The 23,814-nt window shown below is 26.8% G+C and carries 21 protein-coding genes and 2 pseudogenes; 13 read left to right on the top strand and 10 right to left on the bottom strand.

From position 1 onward, the window contains the following. The gene (locus ABXT56_RS04615; protein WP_415299544.1) at positions 1-1,140 is read right to left on the bottom strand and encodes an LptF/LptG family permease; all 1,140 of its coding nucleotides are present in this window, start codon (positions 1,138-1,140) and stop codon (positions 1-3) included. Positions 1,141-1,201: 61 nt separating this feature from the next. Between ABXT56_RS04615 and ABXT56_RS04610 the strand changes: the two genes are divergently transcribed. After that, the gene (locus tag ABXT56_RS04610) at positions 1,202-2,659 is read left to right on the top strand and encodes a leucyl aminopeptidase (protein WP_415299543.1); all 1,458 of its coding nucleotides are present in this window, start codon (positions 1,202-1,204) and stop codon (positions 2,657-2,659) included. Beyond that, positions 2,652-3,062, top strand: coding sequence for a nucleoside-diphosphate kinase (ndk, locus tag ABXT56_RS04605; protein WP_415299542.1), 411 nt, complete (start codon positions 2,652-2,654; stop codon positions 3,060-3,062). The genes ABXT56_RS04610 and ndk overlap by 8 nt, the downstream gene beginning before the upstream one ends. Here ndk and purN read toward each other — a convergent pair. Both purN and purM read right to left on the bottom strand, forming a co-directional pair. After that, positions 3,059-3,636: pseudogene (purN, locus tag ABXT56_RS04600) on the bottom strand (phosphoribosylglycinamide formyltransferase). The gene ndk and the pseudogene purN sit on opposite strands and share 4 nt — an antisense overlap. Further along, a pseudogene (gene purM, locus ABXT56_RS04595) lies at positions 3,614-4,641 on the bottom strand (phosphoribosylformylglycinamidine cyclo-ligase). Before purM ends, purN begins: the two co-directional pseudogenes overlap by 23 nt. Positions 4,642-4,766: 125 nt before the next feature. Here purM and ABXT56_RS04590 point away from each other — a divergent pair. From ABXT56_RS04590 to aspS, 3 genes are read left to right on the top strand one after another with little or no spacing between them, the layout of a single operon-like run. After that, complete coding sequence (locus ABXT56_RS04590; RefSeq protein WP_415299541.1) at positions 4,767-5,732, top strand: hypothetical protein; 966 nt, start codon at positions 4,767-4,769, stop codon at positions 5,730-5,732. Further along, entirely contained in the window at positions 5,729-6,394 is a 666-nt protein-coding gene (locus tag ABXT56_RS04585) for a DNA replication protein (protein ID WP_415299540.1), read from the top strand. The genes ABXT56_RS04590 and ABXT56_RS04585 overlap by 4 nt, the downstream gene beginning before the upstream one ends. Then, entirely contained in the window at positions 6,391-8,175 is a 1,785-nt protein-coding gene (gene aspS, locus ABXT56_RS04580) for an aspartate--tRNA ligase (RefSeq protein WP_415299539.1), read from the top strand. The genes ABXT56_RS04585 and aspS overlap by 4 nt, the downstream gene beginning before the upstream one ends. Positions 8,176-8,177: 2 nt before the next feature. Here aspS and ABXT56_RS04575 read toward each other — a convergent pair whose 3' ends face one another. Beyond that, positions 8,178-8,999 carry a ribonucleotide reductase gene (locus tag ABXT56_RS04575; protein ID WP_415299538.1) on the bottom strand — a complete coding sequence of 274 codons (822 nt, stop codon included), beginning with the start codon at positions 8,997-8,999 and terminating at the stop codon, positions 8,178-8,180. Between the two features lie 114 nt (positions 9,000-9,113). Between ABXT56_RS04575 and ABXT56_RS04570 the strand changes: the two genes are divergently transcribed. Both ABXT56_RS04570 and ABXT56_RS04565 read left to right on the top strand, forming a co-directional pair. Beyond that, complete coding sequence (locus ABXT56_RS04570) at positions 9,114-9,473, top strand: NADH-ubiquinone oxidoreductase subunit NDUFA12 family protein (RefSeq protein WP_415299537.1); 360 nt, start codon at positions 9,114-9,116, stop codon at positions 9,471-9,473. Further along, entirely contained in the window at positions 9,433-9,840 is a 408-nt protein-coding gene (locus tag ABXT56_RS04565) for a DUF2155 domain-containing protein (RefSeq protein WP_415299536.1), read from the top strand. The genes ABXT56_RS04570 and ABXT56_RS04565 overlap by 41 nt, the downstream gene beginning before the upstream one ends. Here the strand turns inward: ABXT56_RS04565 and accC are convergent. Genes accC through aroQ form a run of 3 tightly spaced genes read right to left on the bottom strand, consistent with a single transcriptional unit; the run spans position 9,837 to position 12,036 of the window. Beyond that, on the bottom strand, positions 9,837-11,174 hold the full coding sequence (accC, locus tag ABXT56_RS04560) for an acetyl-CoA carboxylase biotin carboxylase subunit (RefSeq protein ID WP_415299535.1): 1,338 nt from the start codon (positions 11,172-11,174) through the stop codon (positions 9,837-9,839). The genes ABXT56_RS04565 and accC overlap by 4 nt on opposite strands. Beyond that, positions 11,174-11,599: an acetyl-CoA carboxylase biotin carboxyl carrier protein gene (locus ABXT56_RS04555; RefSeq protein ID WP_415299534.1), complete on the bottom strand. Its 426-nt coding sequence runs from the start codon at positions 11,597-11,599 to the stop codon at positions 11,174-11,176. Before ABXT56_RS04555 ends, accC begins: the two co-directional genes overlap by 1 nt. Further along, positions 11,596-12,036: a type II 3-dehydroquinate dehydratase gene (gene aroQ / locus ABXT56_RS04550; RefSeq protein WP_415299533.1), complete on the bottom strand. Its 441-nt coding sequence runs from the start codon at positions 12,034-12,036 to the stop codon at positions 11,596-11,598. The genes ABXT56_RS04555 and aroQ overlap by 4 nt, the downstream gene beginning before the upstream one ends. A gap of 16 nt (positions 12,037-12,052) precedes the next feature. On the opposite strand from aroQ, the gene thiS reads away from it, so the two are divergent. Beyond that, positions 12,053-12,271 carry a sulfur carrier protein ThiS gene (thiS, locus tag ABXT56_RS04545; protein ID WP_415299532.1) on the top strand — a complete coding sequence of 73 codons (219 nt, stop codon included), beginning with the start codon at positions 12,053-12,055 and terminating at the stop codon, positions 12,269-12,271. Between the two features lie 2 nt (positions 12,272-12,273). Then, positions 12,274-13,047, top strand: a complete 774-nt coding sequence (locus ABXT56_RS04540) for a thiazole synthase (RefSeq protein WP_415299531.1) — start codon at positions 12,274-12,276, stop codon at positions 13,045-13,047. On the opposite strand, the gene ABXT56_RS04535 is transcribed toward ABXT56_RS04540, so the two are convergent. Continuing rightward, entirely contained in the window at positions 13,044-14,888 is a 1,845-nt protein-coding gene (locus ABXT56_RS04535; RefSeq protein WP_415299530.1) for an Rne/Rng family ribonuclease, read from the bottom strand. The two genes, ABXT56_RS04540 and ABXT56_RS04535, sit on opposite strands and share 4 nt — an antisense overlap. A gap of 99 nt (positions 14,889-14,987) precedes the next feature. Between ABXT56_RS04535 and ABXT56_RS04530 the strand changes: the two genes are divergently transcribed. The 3 genes from ABXT56_RS04530 to ABXT56_RS04520 all read left to right on the top strand — a co-directional run bounded on the left by ABXT56_RS04530 (position 14,988) and on the right by ABXT56_RS04520 (position 20,611). Then, complete coding sequence (locus tag ABXT56_RS04530) at positions 14,988-17,321, top strand: penicillin-binding protein 1A (RefSeq protein ID WP_415299529.1); 2,334 nt, start codon at positions 14,988-14,990, stop codon at positions 17,319-17,321. After that, positions 17,321-18,416 (top strand): peptide chain release factor 2 gene (gene prfB, locus ABXT56_RS04525; protein ID WP_415299528.1). Its coding sequence is split into 2 segments (ribosomal slippage): positions 17,321-17,374 and positions 17,376-18,416, totalling 1,095 coding nucleotides; the frame shifts between segments, so codons are not numbered across the junction. The genes ABXT56_RS04530 and prfB overlap by 1 nt, the downstream gene beginning before the upstream one ends. Further along, the gene (locus tag ABXT56_RS04520) at positions 18,413-20,611 is read left to right on the top strand and encodes a hypothetical protein (RefSeq protein ID WP_415299527.1); all 2,199 of its coding nucleotides are present in this window, start codon (positions 18,413-18,415) and stop codon (positions 20,609-20,611) included. The genes prfB and ABXT56_RS04520 overlap by 4 nt, the downstream gene beginning before the upstream one ends. Here ABXT56_RS04520 and tyrS read toward each other — a convergent pair. Next, complete coding sequence (tyrS, locus tag ABXT56_RS04515) at positions 20,608-21,837, bottom strand: tyrosine--tRNA ligase (protein ID WP_415299526.1); 1,230 nt, start codon at positions 21,835-21,837, stop codon at positions 20,608-20,610. The genes ABXT56_RS04520 and tyrS overlap by 4 nt on opposite strands. A 47-nt stretch (positions 21,838-21,884) precedes the next feature. On the opposite strand from tyrS, the gene ABXT56_RS04510 reads away from it, so the two are divergent. After that, the gene (locus ABXT56_RS04510) at positions 21,885-23,063 is read left to right on the top strand and encodes an anhydro-N-acetylmuramic acid kinase (RefSeq protein WP_415299525.1); all 1,179 of its coding nucleotides are present in this window, start codon (positions 21,885-21,887) and stop codon (positions 23,061-23,063) included. On the opposite strand, the gene ABXT56_RS04505 is transcribed toward ABXT56_RS04510, so the two are convergent. Next, the gene (locus ABXT56_RS04505) at positions 23,060-23,704 is read right to left on the bottom strand and encodes an alpha/beta hydrolase (protein WP_415301395.1); all 645 of its coding nucleotides are present in this window, start codon (positions 23,702-23,704) and stop codon (positions 23,060-23,062) included. The two genes, ABXT56_RS04510 and ABXT56_RS04505, sit on opposite strands and share 4 nt — an antisense overlap. Positions 23,705-23,814 lie beyond the last annotated feature (110 nt).

The following is a 23,814-nucleotide window of genomic DNA, read 5'->3' as shown; positions in this document are numbered from 1 at the left end:
TTATAGTTTATTTTTAAATTTTATAGTTAAGAGTAAATAGGAAATTATAAATAAAAGTAATGGAAAAAAAATAAAAAAAAGAAAGCCAGATAAGTTAATTGTTGAATACCTCAAAGATAATTCAGAAATTAGGATTAAAGAGAATGTTATAAAAAATATAAAAAAACTATATTTATAATAAGTTTTTACCTCTCTCGATTTAAGTATTATTAAAGAAACAATCAATCCAATTAATGGAATATATATAGGCTTATAAAGTCTTTTTAAAAATTCCTGAGTAATATCTTTAATTTTTGTTTCATTGCACATCAACCTTGATGATATATATTCTATTTGTTCTTTAGAGTTAAAAGAATATATGCATTTAAGTAATTCATTTGTTGAAATTTCTTGTATTTTTGGAAACACAGTTGTTTTAGAAGAATATTTTTCTAAATTAAAATTTAATTGTCTAAATTTAAAATTAGTCAATTCACCATTATTGTTATTAATTATATTTCCATTAAATAATTTAAAAAATCTGATTTTATTTTCTACATACAGACGACCATTTTTTGCAAAAATTATTTGAAAACCATCATCTATTTCTCTTAAATCGTTACTAGAGTCTTTTAAATAAATATTCTTAAGGTTTCCTAGTTCATCTTTGTGATCTATAAATATTGTTAAATCTGATACTGTGTCAATAAACTTTCCAGCTTTGATTAATGAAGGTAGAAAATCTATATTTGATTGTCTAATAAAGTCTCTTCCTTTATCTTGACTTAATGGTGAAATGAATAAACCTAAAATTAATTGAAATATAGTAACCAATAAGGAGTAAATAATTACCGCCTTTATAAAACTAATTTTATTAATACCATTTGACCACAACACCAAAAGTTCATTTTTAAGCTCATATTGATTTATTTGATGAAATAGAGAAATAAAAAAAACAAATGGCAATATTCTATGAATTATTTTAGGAAGATTTAATAATGTGTATAAAAAATACACTTTAAGGCTATGACCATCCTCAGCCACAAAATCTAAAAACTTTACAGCCTGTATAACCCATACAATCAAACCAACTGATGCAGTTATCATAAAAAACGTCTTTGTTGCATCAATAATAAATTTATTAAATATTAAGTTTTTCATTGAATTATATTAATTTTGTACATATATAGCATCGAACACGCATAGAGTGTATTTAAAATTTATGTCTATTCAAATTAACTATAAAAATAGAAGCTTTAAAAATACTTCGGCTAACCTTGTCTTGTTTGTTGATGAAAATTACAATATTGACGGGTTAAAAAAATATATTTCTAAGGAAGAATTTTCTTACATATTTGACCTATTAAAAAATAGTGATTTAAAGAAAAACTTACTTTTATTTAAAATTAATTCAAAAAAAACAATATTTTTAGTCTCTATTAAAAAAGATTTAAAAACTTCTGATGTAGAAAGTTTAGGTGCTAAATTTCATAGTTACATAAATTATGATAATAAAAATGATTATTTTGTAAACCCAGACACTATAAAATGCAAAGTAGAAAATTTTGTTGGACATTTTCTACATGGACTAAAATTGAAATCTTATGATTTTAGTATTTATAAATCAAAAAAAAATAAAAGACTTGTTTCCATAAATGTAAGCGGAAGTAAAAACAATATTTCTGCTCAAAATCAATTAAGATTTAAAGCATTAGAAGAAGGTACTTTTTTTGCAAGAGATCTTGTGTCTGAACCTGGAAATATTTTACATCCAGATGAGTATGCAAAAAGATTAAGCGCACTTAAAAAATATGGTTTAAAAATAAATATATATGATGATAAGCAATTAAAAAAATTAGGAATGAATGCTTTATTAGGCGTAGGACAAGGAAGTATTAGAGGGTCATACCTTGTAACAATGGAATGGAAAGGAACAAAAAATAATTCTAAACCCTTAGCATTTGTTGGCAAGGGAGTTTGTTTTGATACTGGTGGGATTTCACTTAAACCAGCAAAATTTATGGAAGATATGACTTATGATATGGCGGGTTCAGCCACTGTAGTTGGTTTAATGAAAAATCTTGCATTAAGAAAAGCAAAAATTAATGCTGTTGGTGTTGTAGGACTTGTAGAAAATATGCCAGGTGGGAATGCGCAAAGACCTGGAGATATAGTTAAATCTTATAGTGGTAAAACAATAGAAATATTAAATACAGATGCAGAAGGCAGATTGGTTTTAGCCGATGCTTTAACATTTACTGAGAAAAAATTTAAACCTAAATTTATGGTTGATTTAGCAACTCTTACGGGTGCTATAATAGTTTCATTAGGTTCTGAATATGCTGGTTTGTTTTCAAATGATGAAAAATTATCAAAACAACTATTGAATGCAGGTGAAAAAGTTGACGAAAAATTATGGAGAATGCCTTTACATAAAAATTTTGATAAACTTATTGATTCAAAAAATGCTGACATGCAAAATATAAATTATGTTGGTGGAGCAGGATCAACAACTGCTGCACAATTTTTACAAAGATTTATTCTAAACAAGACACCTTGGGCTCATTTAGACATAGCTGGTATGGCTTTCTCAAAATATGGTGGTGCTTTAAATTCAGGTGGGGCAACTGGTTATGGAGTAAGATTATTAAATAAACTAATAGAGGATGATTATGAGTAATATAGAACAAACACTATCAATTATTAAACCAGATGCAGTAGAAAGAAATTTAGATAATGAAATTAAGGAAATATTTAAAAATAAAGGTTTTAATATTGTTAAAGATAAAAAAATTCAAATAGCAAAATCTGAAGCTGAACAATTCTATAAAGTTCATGAAACAAAGCCCTTTTACAAAGATTTATGTGCATATTTGTCATCAGGACCAATAGTTGTGATGGTACTTGAAAAAGAAAATGCAGTTTTAGGAAATAGAGAGCTGATGGGAGCTACTAAGCCTGAAGAAGCTGCAGAAGGAACAATAAGAAAAAAATATGGCATTTCAATTGATAAAAATTCTGTCCATGGTTCTGATAGTGTTGAGAATGCAAAAATTGAAATTGATTTCTTCTTTAAAGACTAGTTAAAAATTTTCATAATAGCAGCTGGATACAATTTGTGTTCTAGCTTCAAAACTTTTTTTGATAAAGTAGTTGGATTATCTCTTGTAGTTATCTTTACTTTTTTTTGTAAAATAATTCTTCCAGAGTCTAACATTTCACTGACATGATGTACAGTGCAGCCTGCAAACTTATCTTTATTTTTAATAGCTCTAAAATGAGTATTAAGACCTTTATACTTTGGAAGTAGTGAAGGATGAATATTGATTATCTTACCATTAAATTTTTTTATAAAATTTTTAGACAAAATTTTCATAAATCCTGCCAAACAAATAAATTTTATTTTTTTTTTTTTAATAATATTAGTATATTTTTTTCTGCCTCTTTGTAATTCTTAAAATTAAAAATTTTTTTTTTTATTTCAAATTCGTTTGCATATTTTAAACCTTTTGCAAGATAAGTGTTAGAAACTATTAAATCTATAGAGATAGAAGATCTTTTTAATTTAGAGAATTTTATTATATTTTTTAAATTACTTCCTGTTCCTGAAATAAAAACTGCTGTTTTTATTTTTTTAAGACCAGTCAATTTTTCCATTAAGTTTAACTTTAGTATTTCCCGTGATTATTTTTCCTATAACGTATGGTTTAAATTTTTTTGTAAAAAATTTTGAGATTTTTTTTAAATTTTTTGGTTGGATTATTAAACAAAAGCCAACACCACAATTAAATGTTTTTAACATCTCTGTATCCTCAATGTTATTTTGTTTTAACCATTTAAAAATTTTTTTAGTTTTAATTTTATTCAAATCTATATCAGCAACTAATCCGTCTGGAATAACTCTTTTGATATTATCTACTAGTCCACCACCAGTTATATTTGAACATCCGTTTAAAAGATTTTTATTAATTAGGTTTAAAACTTCGTTAACATAAATTTTTGTTGGTCTCAATAATTCATTTTTTAAAAATAAGTTATTTTTAAAATTAATTTTTTTTTTTTTAAAATATATCTAACTAATGAATAACCATTAGAGTGAATACCACTTGAAGGTATAGCTAAAATTAAATCATTTTTTTTAATATTTTTTTTATGTAGAATTTTTTTCTCATCTACTAAACCTACAGCAAATCCAGCTATATCAAATTTACCTTTTTCATAGGTCCCAGGCATTTCTGCAGTTTCCCCACCTACCAATTCACAGTTTGAAATTTTACATCCTTTTACTATACCTTTAAGAATAGATTTTAATTTTTTTAAATCAATTTTATTTATTGATATATAATCTAAAAATAATAGAGGTTTTGCTCCCTGAACAATTAGATCATTTACACTCATTGCAACCAAATCAATTCCAATTGTATCATATTTATTTAGTGTATTTGCTATCTCCACTTTGGTTCCAACACCGTCAGTGCAAGCTACAATTTTAGGGTGTTTAAATTTTTTTGGAATATTTGAAATAGAACCAAAACCACCAATGTTACCAAACTTTTTTTTGCCTTTATTTTTTGATAATAAAGCGGATATGAATTTAACAAAATTGTCAGCAGAGCTTATATTTACACCACTTTTTTCATAGGTTAATTTTTCTTTTTTCATTAGTATAAAATATGCAAATTTTTAAAAAATTAATAAGATTAAAAAAAGTATATATATTTTTTAGTTCATACGTTCTATTTATAATAATTTTTTCCACAACTTATTTGAATGCCAATACTTTTAAAGTGTCTGATATTGAAATTTCATCTCCTTTTGAGCTCAATTTTAAGAAAAGTAAAGTAATTGATGATGGATTTCAGACTTCTTTCACAAATTTACTTTCAATGATTACAACCTCAGGTGATAAAGATAAAATTAAGAAAGTATCGCTAAAAGAGCTCAAGAGTATGATTGATTCTTTTACAATAAGTGACGAGAAATTTATTAATAACGAATATTATGCAAAACTTGAAACAAGCTTTAATAAAAAAAAAATTTTAAATTTTTTAGAAAAAAAAAGTATCTTTCCATCAATTCCAATAAGAAATAAAATTTTATTAATTCCAATAATAATAGATACTGAAACTGATAATGTTTATTTATTTGATAATAATATTTTTTATAAAAAATGGAATAATAAAAGTAAAAATTATCAATTATTAGAATATCTATTACCAAGTGAAGACCTTGAAGATTTGAATGAACTTCAAGAGATCTCTACCTCTATCGAAGAACATGATTTTATAAATCTAATAACTAAATATGATTTAAAAGATTATATAATTTTAATCATTTATAAAAATAAAAATGAACTTAAGATACTCTCAAAAATTAATTTAAACAATTCTCTTAAGATCGATAATCAAGAATATTTTAAAGTTGATATAAAAAAAGAAAAAGATTTCAATATGATTTTAAACAATTTAAAGAATTCGTATGAAGATGAATGGAAGAAAAACAATGAGATAAATACATCGATAAAACTTCCATTGATTATTTCGATAAATTCAAAAGATTATAAAAAAATTATGTATTTAGAAGATGTGCTAACTAAAACTGATCTAATATCAAATTTCTACATATTAAATTTTAACAATCAAAACATTCAATATCGAATAATTTATAATGGATCCCCTAAAAATTTTTTTAATAATATGAGTAATAAAAATTTTAATATAGTAATGGAAAATAATGTTTGGACAGTTAAATGAAAAGTTTGAATCAATTATTATTAGACTTTGACTATGAGCAAAACTTTAAAGATGATGATTTTTATGTTGGAAAAAGTAACTTTTATGCATTTGAATTAATGAACAATTGGCCAAAATGGGAAAAAAACTTCATAAATATCATTGGAGAGAAATTTTCTGGCAAAACTCATTTAACAGATATTTTCTTAAAAAAATTTGGTGGGATAAGGATTGAAACAAATTTTTTTGATGATGAAAATTTAAAAACAATTAAACCTTATCAAAATGTTGTCTTAGAAAATTTTGATTTAGATGTGAATGAGAAACTAATCTATAGTCTTTTTAATATTATTGATCAGGATAATAAATTTTTGATAATTACGTCTTCAGAACCAGTAGCAAAAATTGATTTTAAACTCGAAGATCTTAAATCAAGAACTAAAAACTGCTTACTAGCAAAAATTGAAAACCCAGATGATGAATTAATGTTTGCTTTAATACTAAAAAATTTGTCTGATAGACAGATTTCTCTAGATAAAAGATTAATCGATTTCATTATTAAAAGAGTTGACAGATCGTATGGCAAAATATTTGAATTCATATATAAAATTGATGAGATTAGTTTAAAAAAGAAAAAATCAATAGATTTTAAGATCATTAATGAGGCATTAGAGAATAAGTGAATAAATATAGGACACATAATTGCAACGAATTAAACAAAGATAACAGTGGGCAAGCGATTGTTTTGTCTGGTTGGGTTAATAAAAAAAGAGATCATGGAAATCTTTTATTCATTGATTTAAGAGATAATTACGGAATGACTCAATGCATTGTTGATAAAAGTAATGAGAACTTTAAATTACTAGAAAAAATTCAGTTAGAAAGTGTCATTAGAATAAATGGAAAAGTAATTGAAAGAAGTGTTGACACTATTAATTCTGATCTCCAAACTGGTGAGATAGAAATTAATATTGATAAATTCGAAGTTCTAGGAACATGTAAAGAGCTTCCAATGCCAGTATTTAGTGACCAGGAATATGCAGAAGAAATAAGACTTAAATATAGATTTTTAGATTTAAGAAGAAAAAAAATTCATGACAATATTGTTTTAAGATCAAAAGTTATTTCATTTATCAGGAATGAAATGTTCAATTTAGATTTTTTGGAATTTCAAACACCAATACTGACATCTTCAAGTCCTGAGGGTGCTAGGGACTTTTTAGTTCCCAGTAGGTTAAATCCAGGAAAATTTTATGCACTACCACAAGCACCTCAACAATTTAAACAATTAATAATGGTATCTGGGTTTGACAAATATTTTCAAATTGCGCCATGTTTTAGGGATGAAGATGCAAGAGCAGATAGAAGTCCCGGTGAATTCTATCAACTTGATCTGGAAATGTCATTTGTTGAACAAGAAGATATTTTTGCAGTTGTTGAAAAATTAATAATAAATGTTTTTAAAAATTTTTCTTCAAAAAAATTAATGCATGAAAAATTTCCAAGAATACCATATGAAGAATCTATGCTTAAATATGGATCAGATAAACCTGATCTAAGAAATCCATTAATAATTTCAGATTTGTCAGACATATTTACGCGTGATGATGTTACGTTTGAAATATTTAAAAAACTTGTAAAATCTGGCTCTAAAGTAAGATCTATAGTAACTAAAAATACAAAAGAAAAACCAAGAAGTTTTTTTGATAATATAGATAAATGGGCCAAGGAACAGGGAGCTTCTGGTCTTGCTTATTTTACAATTGAAAAAAATGAAAATATTTTAGCTAAAGGACCTGTGGGAAAGTTTTTTTCAAAAGAATCTTTAGATGAAATTATGAAAATTACTGGTGCTGAAGTGGGTGATAGTATATTTTTTGCCTGTGGAAAAATACAGGATGTTGAAAAGATTACCTCTCAAGCTAGAGATAAAATTGCTAAGGATTTAGAACTAATAGATGAAAACACTTTTGCATTTTGTTGGATTGTTGATTATCCAATGTTTGAAAAAAATGAAGTAACTAATAAAATTGAATTTAGTCACAACCCATTTTCAATGCCACAAGGTGATATTAAAGATATTGATTTAGATAATCCCCTTAATATTAAAGCCTATCAATATGATATTGTTTGTAATGGAATAGAATTGTCTTCAGGCGCAATTAGAAACCATGTACCAGAACTAATGTATAAATTATTTTCAATAGCTGGTTATGACAAAGACCAAGTTAATGAAAAATTTAGTGGTATGATAAATGCCCTTAGTTATGGAGCACCACCTCATGGAGGAATAGCACCTGGAATAGATAGAATTGTAATGCTTTTAGCAAATGAGAAGAATATTAGAGAAGTTACTATGTTTCCAATGAATCAAAATGCACAAGACCTAATGATGAATGCACCATCTGAAGTTAATGAAGAACAACTTAAAGAACTTGGATTAGCTTTAAAATTGAAAAAATAATATTATTTTTTTCCTTTTAAGCTTATTTTAACATCAGATAAGTCTACAAGATTTTTTTTGTAATTATTTCTAACAAAGCCTTTGCTAGTAACATCTTTTATAATCTTAAGTAATTGATTTTGATCTTCAGTGTTTTCCTCTTCAAGTGAAGATCTGTCTGATCCACCAATTGCTGGAGTATGCGCTAGATCTTCTCTATTTTGATAAGAGATAGCTAGTTCCCTAAATATATAATCAAGTATTGAAGATGCACTCATTATTCTGTCATTACCATGTACTTTTCCAGATGGTTCAAATTTAGTATCAACATAAGCACTAATAAACTCATCTAGTGGAACACCATATTGAAGGCCAAGTGATATTGCTATTGCAAAATTATTCATTAAGGCTTTTACTAATTCACCTTCTTTGCTTGTGTCGATAAAAATTTCACCTATTTTTCCATCCTCATATTCACCTGTATGTAAATAAACTTTGTGATCACCAATAGTTGCTTTTTGAATATAGCCCTTTCTTCTATCTGGCATACTAAATCTTTTACCTACACCTTCGCTTATTTTTTTAACAAATGTAGAGTTACTCTCTTTTGAAACAACTTTAGGCTGGCTTTGCTCAGATACAATATCTAATTTTTTAGGCTCAATTATCTTATTATTTGGATCTAAGCTTTTAGTTTTTCTTGTATCAAGTTTTACATCCAAAACTTCAAATTTTCCATCATCTCTCTTTTCAAGGTTTGCTAATTCTGTTTCATTAATATCATCTAGATAATGATTAACTTTAAAGCTACATGTATAATAAGTTTCTACTAAATATTTTGCCATTTTTCCTTTAATTAATTTTTAATTTTGAATCTTATGATAATTAATTTATATACAAATCCCTACTTTAGTCTAATTTAAATTATACAATTTTAGATTGAAGAATAAGCAAATTATATGTTGACACTTTTAAAAAAAATTTTCATCTGGTGGAATCAAGAAACTTTTGGAACAAAATTAAAAACAATTTTTTTTGGAAAACTTGTAGGAAGTGATTCGACAGGTAACAAATACTATGAGAGTAAAGCCGGTAAAAGATGGGTAATTTATAGTGGAGAAATTGATGCCTCAAAAATACCTAGTGAATGGTATTCGTGGATTCACTTTACACGCAATAGGATTGAGAATAAACATGATTTAGAAAAATATGATTGGCAAAAACCACATCAATCAAATCAAACTGGCACAGAAAATGCACACCACCCAAATAAAAATAATGAAGAAATTAAAAAAAAATATACTACTTGGAAAATTTAGTTTCCTATTATTTTTAACCTATTTTTTTTTTGTAAACCTATCTTTTCCTTTAACTGCACTTGAAAATATTAAAAATGGCTTTATTGAGATAAAAATTTTAGATAAGGTTAGTTCTAAAACAAACCTTTTAAAACTTAAAATTGGTGAGAAATTAATTTTTCAAAATTTATCAATTAGAAGCTTAAAGTGTAAAAATTCAGAATTTGATGATAGTCCAGAAATAACAGCATATATTCAGGTTAAAGATATATCAAATAAAGATAACAATGAGGTTTTTGTGTTTAATGGTTGGACATTTTCATCTAGTCCAGCAATTAATCCATTTGATCACCCTGTTTATGATATTTGGTTAACTAAATGTTATTAAATAACTTTTTCGTTATCTAGCCAACTTACATTAAAATCTGAGTCAATAAATTTTTTATGATTTAGTAAAATTTTATGTAGTGGTATTGTTGTTGTGATACCCTCAATCACAAACTCGTCTAAAGAACGATTCATCCTTTGAATAGCTTCAGTTCTATTTCTTCCCTGAGTAATTACTTTACAAACCATACTGTCATAAAATGGTGTAACTTTATAACCTTGAAATATTGCTCCATCAACCCTTGTTCTAAAACCTGATGGTTGATGACACATACCTATAGTACCTGGTGATGGTTGAAAATTTTTACTTGCATCTTCTGCGTTTATTCTACATTCAATTGCATGACCTCTAGGGTTGATATCACTTTGTTTAAGTGCCGTTTCTCCTGTGTAAGCTATCCAAATTTGTTCTTTAATTATGTCGATACCAGTAACCATCTCCGTAACTGGATGTTCAACTTGAATTCTTGTATTCATTTCTAAAAAATAAAATTTCCCATCTTCATAAATAAATTCAACTGTTCCAGCACCTTCGTAGCCAATTTTACTCACCATATTTACAGTTCTTTCAAAAAGATCTTTTCTAATTTTGTCTGTTAGAACTGGGCTAGGGGTTTCTTCTATTAATTTTTGATGCCTTCTTTGAACTGAACAATCTCTTTCATGAAGGTGGACTGTTAGATTCTTACCTGATAAAATTTGTACCTCAATATGTCTTGGGTTCTGAAAAAATTTCTCAATATATATTTCGTCATTACCAAAATATTTTTTCGCTTCAGATTTTGCTGTTGAAAATAATGTTTCAAATTCCTCTTCTTTATGAACAATTTTCATTCCCTTGCCACCACCACCAGCAGACGCTTTAATTAATACTGGAAATCCTATTTTTTTACAAATCTCTTTAGCTGACTTTATATCTTTTATACCACCTTCAGAACCCTCAATAACTGGCAAACCATGTTCTTTAGCAATTTTTTTTGCTTGGATTTTATCTCCCATCATCTTTATTAGTTTTGAAGATGCTCCAATAAATTTGATATTATTCTCTTCTAATATCTTAGCAAAGTTTGCATTTTCAGATAAAAAACCATATCCAGGATGTACTGCTTCAGCTTTTGTAAGTTCAATTGCAGACATTAATGCAGGAATATTTAGATAACTATTTGCTGGTTGGTGTGAGCCTATGCAAACACTTTCATCTGCAAGCCTGACATGCATACTATCTCTATCGACATCTGAATGAACAGCAACAGTCTCTATACCCCATTCTTTACAGGCTCTTATAACTCTAACTGCAATTTCTCCTCGATTTGCAATTAAAATTTTTTTGAACATTACTCTACAATAATAATAGTTTGACCAAATTCAACAGGTTGGCCATCTTCAACACAAATCTCTTTGATAATACCGTCTACTGTTGATGGAATATGATTCATTGTTTTCATTGCCTCAACAATCATAATTGTTTCACCTTTTTTTATTTTTTTGCCAACTTCAATAAATTTTTTTGCACCGGGTTCTGGGGCATGGTAGGCAGTTCCAATAATGGGAGATTTAACTTCAGTACCACTTACAGCCTTAGGTAATTTTTTTGTAGGCTCTGAAGTAGATGCAGCAACACTTACTGTTTCACTAGAATTTGGCACAACCCATTTAGATACCTTGATCTTAGTATCCTTATCTGTGTATTCGATCTCAGTTAAACCAAATTCATTTAAGTACTCAGTTAATTCTTTGATAATTTTTTTATCTATTTTCATTTTTGTAGTAAGTTTTGCATTGCAATTATGGCTAAAATATATCCATTGTCACCTAAACCAAAAATACCACCAGTAGCAATATCACTAATTAAAGATTTATGTCTAAATTCCTCTCTTTTATATATATTTGATATGTGAAGTTCAATAATTGGTCTCTTGTAAATATCTAAAGCATCTCTAATAGCAACAGATGTGTGTGTAAATCCAGCTGCGTTAATGATTATGCCATCAAATTTTTTTTTTGCATCCTGTATAGTTGTAACTATCTCACCCTCTATATTTGATTGACAAAACTCCAAATTAATTTTTAATTCCTTAGCTTTGTTCAGGCAATTTTCTTTTAATTTATCAAATGTTATTGATCCATATTGTGATTGTTCTCTTTTACCTAATAGATTAAGATTGGGACCATTAATAATTATAATATTATTATGCATCAAATTCTTATACATTATGAAAAAAATAAAAAAAATAAAAATCAAGGTAAATGGTAAAATTTCAACAATAAATGAAAATTTAAGCCTATTAATTTTTCTTAAAGAACTAAAAATTCCACTTAAAAAAGTAGCAATTGAACTGAATCAAGAAATAATAGATAAAAATGATACAAATAAAATAAAACTAAAAAAAAATGACAAGATAGAAATTGTTCATTTTATTGGAGGTGGTTAAAAATGAACAATGATAAATTAATAGTTGCTAAAAAAAAATTTAATTCCAGATTAATAGTTGGTACTGGGAAATATAAAAGTATGTCAGAGTGTGCAAAAGCTATTAAATTATCTGGTGCAGAAATAGTAACAGTTGCTGTAAGAAGAGTTAATATCTCAGATAAAAAAAAACCATTATTGATGGATTATATTGATCCAAAAAAAATTACTTACCTTCCGAATACAGCTGGATGTTTTAATTCAGGAGAAGCACTTAGAACACTGAGATTAGCTAGAGAAATTGGTGGATGGAAACTAGTAAAACTAGAGGTGCTGGGAGATAAAAAAAATCTATTTCCTGAAATGATTGAAACTTTAAAATCGACAGAAGTTTTGACTAAAGAAGGATTTAAAGTAATGGTGTATTGTAATGATGATCCCCTGATGGCAAAAAGATTAGAAAATGTTGGAGCTTGTGCAATTATGCCTTTAGCAGCACCCATAGGATCTGGACTAGGAATCCAAAATCCAACAAATATTAAAATTATAAGAAGTCAAACAAAACTTCCCGTGATAATTGATGCTGGATTAGGTCAAGCATCAGATGCAGTCATTGCTATGGAATTGGGTTGTGATGGAGTTTTGGCCAATACAGCAATTGCAAAAGCTAAAAAACCATTTCAAATGGCACTAGCATTTAGAAATGCAGTTATTGCTGGCAGACAATCTTATTTATCTGGGAGAATAGAAAAATCAATTTATGGAAGCGCATCATCACCAGCAACTGGAATTATTTAAGCAGCTGGTTTTTTAAAAAATTTTTTTTTATAAGGTTTTTTTTTATAAGGTTTTTTTTTATTTAAAGTTTCAAAAGTTTTTAATTCTTTCTTTTGTTCCTCTAGGTTTTTTAATTTTTCTAGATGTTCTACAGTTTCTATTGTTTTTTTAGTTTTATTTTGCAGGTCAATTATATATTCAGGAATAATTAGAGAATTATCTGCAATAATATCTATTTTAATTAAGTTCTTTTCCTCAAAATATTTTAAATCTTCGATAAAATTTTCTTTCATAAAATCTGATATTTTTTCGCAGATTTTTAATTCTACAAATTTAGCCTTTGTTAAAACAGCTTTAACTTCCACCAATTTAAGAATTTTCATAGCAAAAAACTCATCTGTAAGAGTAACTTTCCATTTTACAGCACTTTCCCGAAGTCTTTGTCTAGACATCTCTAATAACCCAAAAGTACTAATTCTTCCTATTTGAATTCTTGCCCTATCCGTTCTACACTTTTCTTTAAGTTTTCTTTCAACTAATCTTCTATTCCCAAAACTTAGCATATCAATAAAGTCAATTATTACTAAACCAGATAAATCTCTGATTTTTATTTGTCTAGATATCTCTTCAGCCGCTTCTAAGTTTGTATCTAAAGCAGTGCTTTCAACATTTTTTTGCTTTATGGAGCTACCTGAGTTTATATCAATAGAAACTAATGCCTCAGTTGGGTTTATAACTAAATATCCACCTGATTTTAATTTAATCTCAGTATCATAAATCTGATTTAATTTTTCTTCTATATTTAATTTAAAAAATAAAGGAATTTTTTCTCTATATTTCTTTATTTTTTTTACATGTGAAGGCATCATTAATTTCATAAAACTTTGTGCTTTTTTATATCCTTCGTTTCCTTCAATCACTACACTGTTTGTGTTTTCATCATACATATCTCTCAATGTTCTTTTTATAATATCGCTTTCTTGATGAATTAAAGAGGGCGCAATAGAATTTAAAGCACTTTCTTTTATTCCATTCCACGTCTTAATTAATGTTTGAAGATCATGGTCTATTTCATTTTTTGTTTTATTAGATCCCGCTGTTCTAACAATAAGACCCATTTCTTTTGGAATAATTATGTCATTTAAAATAGTTCTGATTTTTTTTCTTTCACCTGGGTTAAATATTTTACGAGATATACCCCCACCTTTTGGTGTGTTTGGCATTAACACTATATATTTACCTGCTATAGAAATAAAAGTACTTAGAGCAGCACCCTTTTGCCCTCTCTCATCCTTTAACACTTGTACTAGAATTACTTGGTTAGGTTTAATAACTTCTTGTATTTTGTATCTTTTAAATCTGGGTCTTAACTTTACCTTTTTAACTTCATCAATTTGATTTGTTTCATTAGCATTTTTTTCTATCAATATTTTGTCAGACTCAGGCTGACCTTCTAACAAATTAAGATCTATTTCAGAGTCTGGTTTAGCTTCAACTGGATCATTAATATCCAAATTACCTTCATTGATGTTTTTCTGCTCTTCTTTTTCACTTTCTTTTAAAAGTTCTTCTCTTGCTCTTTCTTCCTCTTCTTTAATTTTTATTAAATCACTTTGAGGAATTTGATAGTAGTCAGATTGAATATCATTAAAAGATAGAAAACCGTGCCTATCTCTACCGAAGTCTATAAAAGCCGCTTGTAATGAAGGTTCAACACGACTAACTTTTCCAAGATAAATATTATTTTTAATTAAATTATTTTTTAAACCTTCGTATTCGTAGTCTTCAATATTGTCCCCAGATTTAAGCACAACCCTAGTTTCATTTGGATGCGAAGCATCAATGTATAAATTTTTTTCCATATTTTTTTGATTAATTGTTTCATTTATTTAAATAATTTTAAATTTTGTTTTAATTCTAGTGCCATAACTTTAACAAATTCATATATATATTAAACTTAAATGCACAAAATAATTAAAAATATATTTATACTAATTTTAAGCTTTGGTCTATTGTCTGCATTTATTATAATAGCGGTTTTATGGGCCTTTTCTAATAATTTACCAGATTATAAATTTCTCAAGAACTATAAACCAGCTGTATCAAGTAAGGTTTATTCAGGTAATGGTGAGTTGGTTAATGATTTTTCTACAGAAAAAAGAATTTTTGTTCCATATAATGCTATATCAGAAAAAGTAATTAATTCCTTTTTGTCAGCAGAAGATAAAAATTTTTTTTCACATCCAGGTGTTGATGCAAGAGGTGTTTTAAGAGCTATAGTAAATAATATATCCAATGTTATATCCTCAAAAAGATTAGAAGGAGCCTCAACAATAACTCAACAAGTTGCTAAAAATTTTTTATTAACAAATGAAGTAAGTTTGAATAGAAAAATAAAAGAGGCAATTTTAGCGTTTAGAATTGAAAGAGTACTTTCAAAAGCGAGAATATTAGAATTATATCTTAATCAAATTTATCTGGGTGAAGGAACATATGGAGTTGCGTCAGCAAGTCTTGAGTATTTTGATAAACCAATTAGTGAATTAAATTATGGTGAGGCTGCTTTGTTAGCAGCACTACCAAAAGCTCCAAGCAGATATAATCCCTATAAGAATATTGAGTTAGCAAAGTTTAGAAGAGATCTTGTTTTGAAAAATCTTTTTGAAAATAAATACATAGATGAAAAAAATTATAAAAAATTTGTTAAAGATCAAATCTATTTAAAAAAAAGAAAAAAAACTTTTACTGAAGATACAAGTTATTATGTAGAAGATATCAGAAAAGATGTTGTTGATAAGCTTGGTTTTAACAAAGTATATAAACAAGGATTAAATATTAGTACACCAATAAATTTAAACTTGCAAAAAATTGCTATAAAATCATTAAGAGAAGGATTAACTAGTTATGATAAAAGAAAAGGTTGGCGTGGCCCCCTATTAAATTTTAAAAAAATTGATAATTGGAATAATAAATTAGATAAATTTAGATTAGAAAAATCAATAAATTGGAACTTAGCTATAGTAAAAAAAATTGACAAATTTTTAATTGAAATCGAAACAGAAAATAATTTAAAAGGGGTCATTAAATACGAAAATATTTCCTGGATTAAAAAAGAATTCAGCGAAGTATTAAAAGTTGGAGATTTGATTTATGTAGAGAATCTAAATGATAATATATTTGCATTAAGGCAATTACCGGAAGTTAATGGTGGTATAGTGGTTATGGACCCATTCACTGGAAGAGTATTGGCTTTGAGTGGTGGTTTTAGTTTTAAAAAAAGTGAATTCAATAGAGCTACTCAAGCACAACGACAACCTGGCTCTGCTTTTAAACCATTTATATACGCACTTGCTCTTGAGAATGGGTATACACCCTCAACTTTAATTTTAGATGCACCACTTGTTTTGGAACAAGGATCTGATTTAAAAATGTGGAAACCAGAAAATTATGGAAAAAAATTCTATGGGCCTTCAACTTTAAGAATGGGTTTGGAAAAATCTAGAAATTTAATGACAGTCAGAATAGCACAAGACCTTGGGCTTAAAAAAATAGTCAATTTTTCAAAACAACTTGGAATTTATGATAACCCCGATGAACTTTTGTCAATTTCACTGGGTTCAGCGGAAACAACTTTATTAAAACTAACCTCAGCTTACTCTTCATTTGTTAATGGTGGAAAACTTGTAAAACCAATAATGATTGATCGAATTCAAGACAGTGAAGGAAACACAATATTGAATAATGAAAAAAGAAAATGTGTAAATTGTGATCAAATATCTCTATTAAATGAGAATTACCCAAAAATCGAGGATGAGTTTTTACAAATATTTTCTGCTGAAACAGCCTATCAAATAACATCAATCTTAGAAGGTACAGTTCAAAATGGAACAGCTAGAAAACTAAAAGACTTAAATCTAGATTTAGCTGGGAAAACAGGAACTACAAATGGCAATACAGATACTTGGTTTATTGGATTTACATCAAAATTGGCAATAGGAGTATATGTTGGCTCGGATAACCCAAAATCATTAGGACGATATGAGACGGGAGCTAAAACAGCCCTACCAATTTTTAAAAATTTTGTGAGAAATGCAGTTAAAAAACAAGATGCAAGACCATTTAAAGTTGCTGATAATATTATAATGAGAGTTATAGACTCAAGTACAGGAAAAAAAGCAGAAACCAGCAGTAAATTCACTATAATAGAGGCTTATAAAAATTTACCAGTAGATAATGTGTTAAATCTAAACATTAACAATAGATTAAAAAATAATAATATATTAAAATTCTATTAATGGAAAATGAATATATAAATCACAAATTAGAAATAGAAAAAATAAACCAAAGAGTTAAGGAGTATCTTTGAAAAAAATGATATTTATAAAAAGTTAAAAAAAAATAATCATAAGATTTTAGAAAGTGATTTCTGGCAAGACAAATCCATTTCTCAAAAAATAATTAAGGAAAAAAAATTATATGAAGATTTAATAAATTCATATGACAATTCATCTAGGTCGCTTATTGATCTAAATGAATTAAATAATCTAGCTGTAGAAGAAAAAAATCAATCAATAATTACCGAAGTTTTAGAAGATGTTAAAGAATTAAAAAAATTAGCAAAACAAAATGAAATAAAGTGTTTTCTATCAAATGAAACCGATAGCCTTGATTGTTATATTGAAATTCATGCTGGAGCCGGAGGTACAGAAAGTCAGGATTGGGCAGAAATGCTAAGAAGAATGTATTTAAAGTGGTCAGATATAAGAAATTTTAAATCAGAATTGATAAGTGAACATAGAAGTGATGAGGCAGGAATAAAATCATCTACAATAAAAATTCAAGGAGAATATGTATTTGGATGGTTAAAATCTGAATCTGGAATTCACAGGTTAGTACGAATTTCCCCATTTGATTCTGGTGCAAGGAGACATACAAGTTTTGCTAGTGTGTGGATATATCCTGTTGTAGATGAAAATATTGATATTGAAATTATTGAAAAGGATTTAAGGATAGACACTTACAGATCCAGTGGAGCAGGAGGGCAACATGTCAATACAACAGATAGTGCTGTTAGAATTACTCATATTCCCTCAAAGATTGTTGTACAATGTCAAAATGAAAGATCTCAACATAAAAATAAAGAAACTTGTATGAATATGCTTAAAGCAAGACTTTATGACTTTGAAATTAAAAAGAGAGAAAAAGAAAATCAAACTGTAGAGTCGTCTAAATCAGAGATAGGTTGGGGGCACCAAATTCGGTCTTATGTTTTGCACCCATATAGAATGGTAAAAGATAATAGAACAAGTTTTGAAAGTTCAAATCCTGACAAGGTTTTAGATGGAGAAATTGACGACTTTCTAGAAAGTTCATTGTATAAAGTTGAATGATCAAAGGAATAATTAAAATTATATTAACTATTGCCTTGATTATAATCCTAGGAATAATTTACTTGAGTATTTTCGGCATAAAAACAGATAAATTTAATAGTCAAATTAAGAAAAGTATTTTAAAAATTAATCAAAAGATTGATATTGATTTAAGTGATGTAACCTATTTACTAAATCCATATAATTTTAGTATTAAGGTCTCTACTAAAAATTCACACATATTAGTAGAGAATAGTGAGATTGATATAAATCTAATTAAAACAAGCGTATCCTTGAAATCCTTAATTAATAATCAATTTTCTATTAGTAATTTACAAATTTATACAGAAGAAATAAAAATTGATGATTTAATTTTTTTCACAAGAACTATTTACAACACACCTGAGTTATTTGTCTTAAATACAATAATTAAAGATGGTTCTATAGCAGCAGATTTAAATATAAATTTTGATAATGAAGGAAAAATAAAAAACAATTATCAAATCAAAGGCTTTATTAAAAATGTAAAATTTAATTTATTAAATAAATTTAATGTTAAAGATTTGAATTTTTCTTTTGATATAAATAGTAACAAATATTCTTTAAGTAAAATAAAAACATCATTTAATAAAATTAGATTTGATTCACCTTATGTTCAAATTATTAAAAAAAAAGATTTATATCTAGTTGATGGAACGGTATTAAGTAAAGGCCAAATACTAGAAAAGAAAGATTTAGAACTTATTTTTGGAAATTTGCTCAACAGTTTTGATATTACAAAAGTTGAATTAAGTTCAAAAAATAATTTTTCATTTACTATTAACAAAAAATTTAAATTAAAAGATCTGAAAGTTAAAACTATTATTGATTTAGATCAATTAATGCTTAAAGAAAAATATTTAAATTTAAAATCTTTTATACCAAATGCAAAGGAAGAAATAAAATTTAAAAATCACAAAATTAAAATTGATTATAAAAAAGATCAATTAAATATTGAAGGAAATGGAGATATACTTTTAGTGGATAATATCGAGCAATTATCTTATGCAATTATTAAAGATAAAAATAAATTTATATTTAACACTAAAATAAATATAAAACACAATCCCTTAATTATAAAATTTCTAGACTATGAGAAAAAAGAGGGAGTTAATTCGATGATTTCAGTCAATGGAAATTTAAACAAAAATGGCTCAATTAAATTTAAGTCTATTGCTCTGAAGGAAAATAAAAATAAAATTTTAATCGAAAATTTAAAGCTTAGCCCAGCTTTTAAAATTAACAATATAACCTCTGTTAACATTGATTATAAAAATAAAAAAAATATTGTTAACAAATTAAACTTAAAAAAAGATAATTCTAATTTTTTTATAGATGGAGATAACCTTGATGCTGTAAAAATAATAAATAATATTATGAATAGTGATGATGAAAGTTCGTCTATTTTTCAAAAACTAAATACTAAAGTTTATATTAAGATTAAAAAAACTTATATCGATGAAATTAATTATCTGAATGATTTATCAGGATATATAAATTTTAAAGATAATAAAATTGATGACTTGAAATTAGAATCAACTTTTCCCAACAATAAAAAAATTAGCTTAACAATTAACACCAATAAATCTCTAGAAAAAATTACAAGGTTATTTACTGATTATCCAAAACCCTTAATTAAAAGATATGATTTTATAAAAGGCTTTGAGGATGGATATTTAGAATTTAATTCAATTAAAAAAAATAATATCTCTAATTCGATATTAGTTATTGATGATTTTAAAGTTAAAGAGATACCTATTTTTGCAAAATTATTAAGTTTAGCCTCGCTTCAGGGGATAGCTGATATTTTAACAGGTGAAGGAATAAGGTTTACAGATTTTGAAATGAAATTTTCAAACCAACAAAATCTTACTAAAATTGATGAAATGTATGCTATTGGACCAGCTGTCTCTATTTTAATGGATGGATATATACAGGATAAAAAATTAGTTAGCTTACGTGGAACCTTAGTTCCTGCTACTACTATAAATAGGTCTATTGCCTCAATACCTTTTTTAGGTGATCTATTGATTGGAGATAAAGTGGGCGAGGGTGTTTTTGGAGTTAGTTTCAAGATTAAGGGACCACCAAAAAATTTATCAACTACAGTAAATCCAATTAAAACTTTAACACCTAGATTTATTACAAGAACATTAGAAAATATAAAAAAGAATTAAGTTAATTTAACTTTAATGTGCCTTTTTTTACCCAAAGATAGTTTAATTAAATTTTCTTGAAATAAATTTTTAGTAACTATTAATTTTTCATCCAATATAACATTATTATTCATTTTAATCCCATTGCCTTTTATCAATCTTCTGATCTCACTTTTTGAATTTTCTAATTTAGACAGGATTATTAAATCTATAATAGTTATTTTATTTTTTAATTCTTTTTCAGCTATTGAAATAGAAGGTAAATTATTTCCCAATGAATTATCAGCAAAAGTTTGTTTTGCTGTTTCTTTACTATTTTCAGCTTCTTGCTTACCATGCAACATTTCTGTTGTTTTATTAGCTAGTAAAATTTTTAAATCATTAATATTATTATTTTTGATTTCTTCAATTTCACCAATACTTATATCGGTAAATGTTTTAAGAAATTTTACAACATCTCTATCATCTATATTTCTCCAAAATTGCCAATAATCATAAGGAGACAAAAATTTCTTATCCAACCAAACAGCCCCAGATTCAGTTTTCCCCATTTTAGCTCCAGATGCCAAAGTTATTAATGGTGTTGTTAAACCATAAGCCTGTTTGTTTGAGTATCTTTTTATTAAGTCAACACCATTAACAATATTACCCCATTGATCAGAACCACCTATTTGTAAAATGCAATTTTCTTTTTTATTTAATTCTAAAAAATCATAAGCCTGTAGAATCATATAATTAAACTCCATGTAGCTTAATGACTGTTCTCTTTCTAATCTAGTTTTGACACTATCAAAACTTAACATTTTATTTATTGTAAAGTGCTTTCCAATATCTCTTAAAAAAGAAATATAATTTAAATTTTTAAGCCACGAATAATTATTAACAAAAATTGGTTTAGTTTTAGGATCTTTAATATCTAAAAAAATTTTAAGTATTTTTTCTATATTTTTAATATTTCTTTCTATTTCATCTTCACTTAATATTGTTCTTGTTTTATCTTTACCTGAAGGATCACCAATTCTAGTAGTACCACCACCTAATAATACTATAGGTCTATGCCCATGTTTTTGTAATAGTCTTAAACACATTATTTGAAGTAAGCTCCCAACATGAAGGCTTTCAGCTGTACAATCGAAACCAATATAACTATTGATTTTTTCTTTTTCTAGTAATTTAGATAAATCTTCTTCTCCAGTACATTGATAGAATAATCCTCTATCTTTAAATTCTTTTAAAAAATTATTCATAAGTATATGCTTCTACAATATACAAATTTTTATAAAAAAAAATAAGAATGAAAAAAAATTATACAGCATTAGGCTTGATGAGCGGTACTTCAATGGATGGGGTAGATGCCTCAACAGTTTTTTCTGATGGTAACACAGGTATAATCACAAGCATTAAAAACCAATATTTTGAATACGACAAAGATCTTTATCAAAAATTAACCAATTTAAGGGATAAAATATCCAATTCCAAAGATCTTAAAAATCTTTTTGAAGATCTTAATTCAATTGAAAAAAAAATTACCTTATTTCATGCAAAAATCGTAAACGAAATGATTCAATCACATCCTAAATTTGAGATAGATATAGTAGGATTTCATGGCCAAACAATATTTCATAACGCAGAAGAAAAAATTTCTGTTCAATTGGGTGATGGAAAACTTTTATCTCAACTAACCAAAAAAAAAGTAGTTTATAATTTTAGACAAAATGATCTAAAAAATGGAGGTCAAGGTGCCCCATTAACTCCAATTTTTCATCAAAATTTAGTTAGAAATATTAATTTAGAATGGTGGCCGGTGGTAGTTCTTAATATTGGTGGCATTTCTAATGCAACAAGTATTTCAAGAGTTTATCCCTCAGATTTAACAGATGATAATAAAGATAATAAATTATTTGCTGAAGATATTGGTCCAGGTAATTGTTTGATTGATGAATGGATAAGAAAAAATTCAAAATATAGATATGACAAAGATGGATTAATAGCCAAATCAGGAAAAGTAAATGAATTAATTTTTAACCAAGCGGTAGAAAATTTTTTATATTTGGGCAGTACAAAAAACAAATCTCTTGATGTAAAAGATTTTGATATTTCATTTGTAAGAGGACTTTCTTTAGAAGATGGTGCAGCTACTTTAACCCACTTTACTGCAAAATTAATTGGATCAGGTTTGATAAACTTTATGTTGAAATGTTATGCTCCTAAAATGGAAATTTTATCTAATGCTACATGTTTAGTTTGTGGTGGAGGTAGAAAAAATAAACTTTTAATTGATATATTAAAAAAAAATTTAAATGTTAAAGAACTGGTATTGATTGATGGGTATGGTATTGATGGAGATTTTATAGAGTCTCAAGCTTTTGCTTATCTTGCAATTAGATCTTATTTAAGTTTACCAATTTCTTATCCAAGTACCACTGACTGTAAGAAGCCAACTATTGGCGGAGTAATAGTAGAGAATTTTTAAAATAAAGCAGACTCTTTTTTAATATATTTATCTAAACTTTCTGTCAAAACATTTTCTTTATTAGTAAAGAAATGATTTGCATCATTTATTGATTGAAAGTCAACTTTAATACCTTTTTGGGCACTCAGTTTTTTGTTTAAATCTATAATATGTTCTAGAGGCACAAGCTCATCTTTTTTTCCATAAATCATTAGACCTGATGTTGGACAGGGAGATAAAAATGAAAAATCGTATACATTTGGCTGTGGTGATATTGAAATAAATCTATTAATTTCAGGTCTTCTCATTAATAATTGCATTGCTATTAGAGATCCAAAAGAAAATCCAGAAACCCAACATTGTGAGTTATCAAAGTTTTCTCTTTCAAGCCAATCTAATGCTGCGGCAGCATCTGCAAGTTCACCTTGACCATTATCAAATTCACCATCACTTTTTCCAACACCTCTAAAGTTAACTCTACATACAGAAAATTCATTATTCATAAATGAATGAAATGTATTAACAACTACTTTATTATTCATTGTCCCACCATATTGAGGATGAGGTTGAAGTACTAATGCTATTGGAGAGGTTGTTTTGTTACTCTTATAATATTTAGCCTCTAATCTTCCAGCAGGGCCAGGTATAAAAACTTCTACTATTTTGCTATCCATAAATGATATTGATAATTATTCTCAAAAAAAAATACACTTATCATAACTAAGCGACAATATGTTATCTTTTTTTTATATTGTATACTTGACTAATTTAG

Source organism: Candidatus Pelagibacter sp. Uisw_134_02, from assembly GCF_047720265.1.
In the GTDB taxonomy this organism is placed as follows: domain Bacteria; phylum Pseudomonadota; class Alphaproteobacteria; order Pelagibacterales; family Pelagibacteraceae; genus Pelagibacter.
Note: the sequence above shows the minus strand (reverse complement) of the source record. Positions and strands in the feature narration are given on the sequence as shown.

What these genes read in the sequence shown, in the direction of transcription:
- thiS (WP_415299532.1), top strand. Translation starts at nt 12,053, where the DNA reads ATGAAAAAAATAAAAAAAATAAAAATCAAGGTAAATGGTAAAATTTCA.
- tyrS (WP_415299526.1), bottom strand. Translation starts at nt 21,837, where the DNA reads ATGAATAATTTTTTAAAAGAATTTAAAGATAGAGGATTATTCTATCAA.
- ABXT56_RS04535 (WP_415299530.1), bottom strand. Translation starts at nt 14,888, where the DNA reads ATGGAAAAAAATTTATACATTGATGCTTCGCATCCAAATGAAACTAGG.
- ABXT56_RS04585 (WP_415299540.1), top strand. Translation starts at nt 5,729, where the DNA reads ATGAAAAGTTTGAATCAATTATTATTAGACTTTGACTATGAGCAAAAC.
- ABXT56_RS04570 (WP_415299537.1), top strand. Translation starts at nt 9,114, where the DNA reads ATGTTGACACTTTTAAAAAAAATTTTCATCTGGTGGAATCAAGAAACT.
- ABXT56_RS04510 (WP_415299525.1), top strand. Translation starts at nt 21,885, where the DNA reads ATGAAAAAAAATTATACAGCATTAGGCTTGATGAGCGGTACTTCAATG.
- ndk (WP_415299542.1), top strand. Translation starts at nt 2,652, where the DNA reads ATGAGTAATATAGAACAAACACTATCAATTATTAAACCAGATGCAGTA.
- ABXT56_RS04555 (WP_415299534.1), bottom strand. Translation starts at nt 11,599, where the DNA reads ATGAAAATAGATAAAAAAATTATCAAAGAATTAACTGAGTACTTAAAT.
- ABXT56_RS04575 (WP_415299538.1), bottom strand. Translation starts at nt 8,999, where the DNA reads ATGGCAAAATATTTAGTAGAAACTTATTATACATGTAGCTTTAAAGTT.
- ABXT56_RS04520 (WP_415299527.1), top strand. Translation starts at nt 18,413, where the DNA reads ATGATCAAAGGAATAATTAAAATTATATTAACTATTGCCTTGATTATA.
- aroQ (WP_415299533.1), bottom strand. Translation starts at nt 12,036, where the DNA reads ATGCATAATAATATTATAATTATTAATGGTCCCAATCTTAATCTATTA.
- ABXT56_RS04610 (WP_415299543.1), top strand. Translation starts at nt 1,202, where the DNA reads ATGTCTATTCAAATTAACTATAAAAATAGAAGCTTTAAAAATACTTCG.
- ABXT56_RS04565 (WP_415299536.1), top strand. Translation starts at nt 9,433, where the DNA reads ATGAAGAAATTAAAAAAAAATATACTACTTGGAAAATTTAGTTTCCTA.
- ABXT56_RS04530 (WP_415299529.1), top strand. Translation starts at nt 14,988, where the DNA reads ATGCACAAAATAATTAAAAATATATTTATACTAATTTTAAGCTTTGGT.
- accC (WP_415299535.1), bottom strand. Translation starts at nt 11,174, where the DNA reads ATGTTCAAAAAAATTTTAATTGCAAATCGAGGAGAAATTGCAGTTAGA.
- ABXT56_RS04540 (WP_415299531.1), top strand. Translation starts at nt 12,274, where the DNA reads ATGAACAATGATAAATTAATAGTTGCTAAAAAAAAATTTAATTCCAGA.
- ABXT56_RS04615 (WP_415299544.1), bottom strand. Translation starts at nt 1,140, where the DNA reads ATGAAAAACTTAATATTTAATAAATTTATTATTGATGCAACAAAGACG.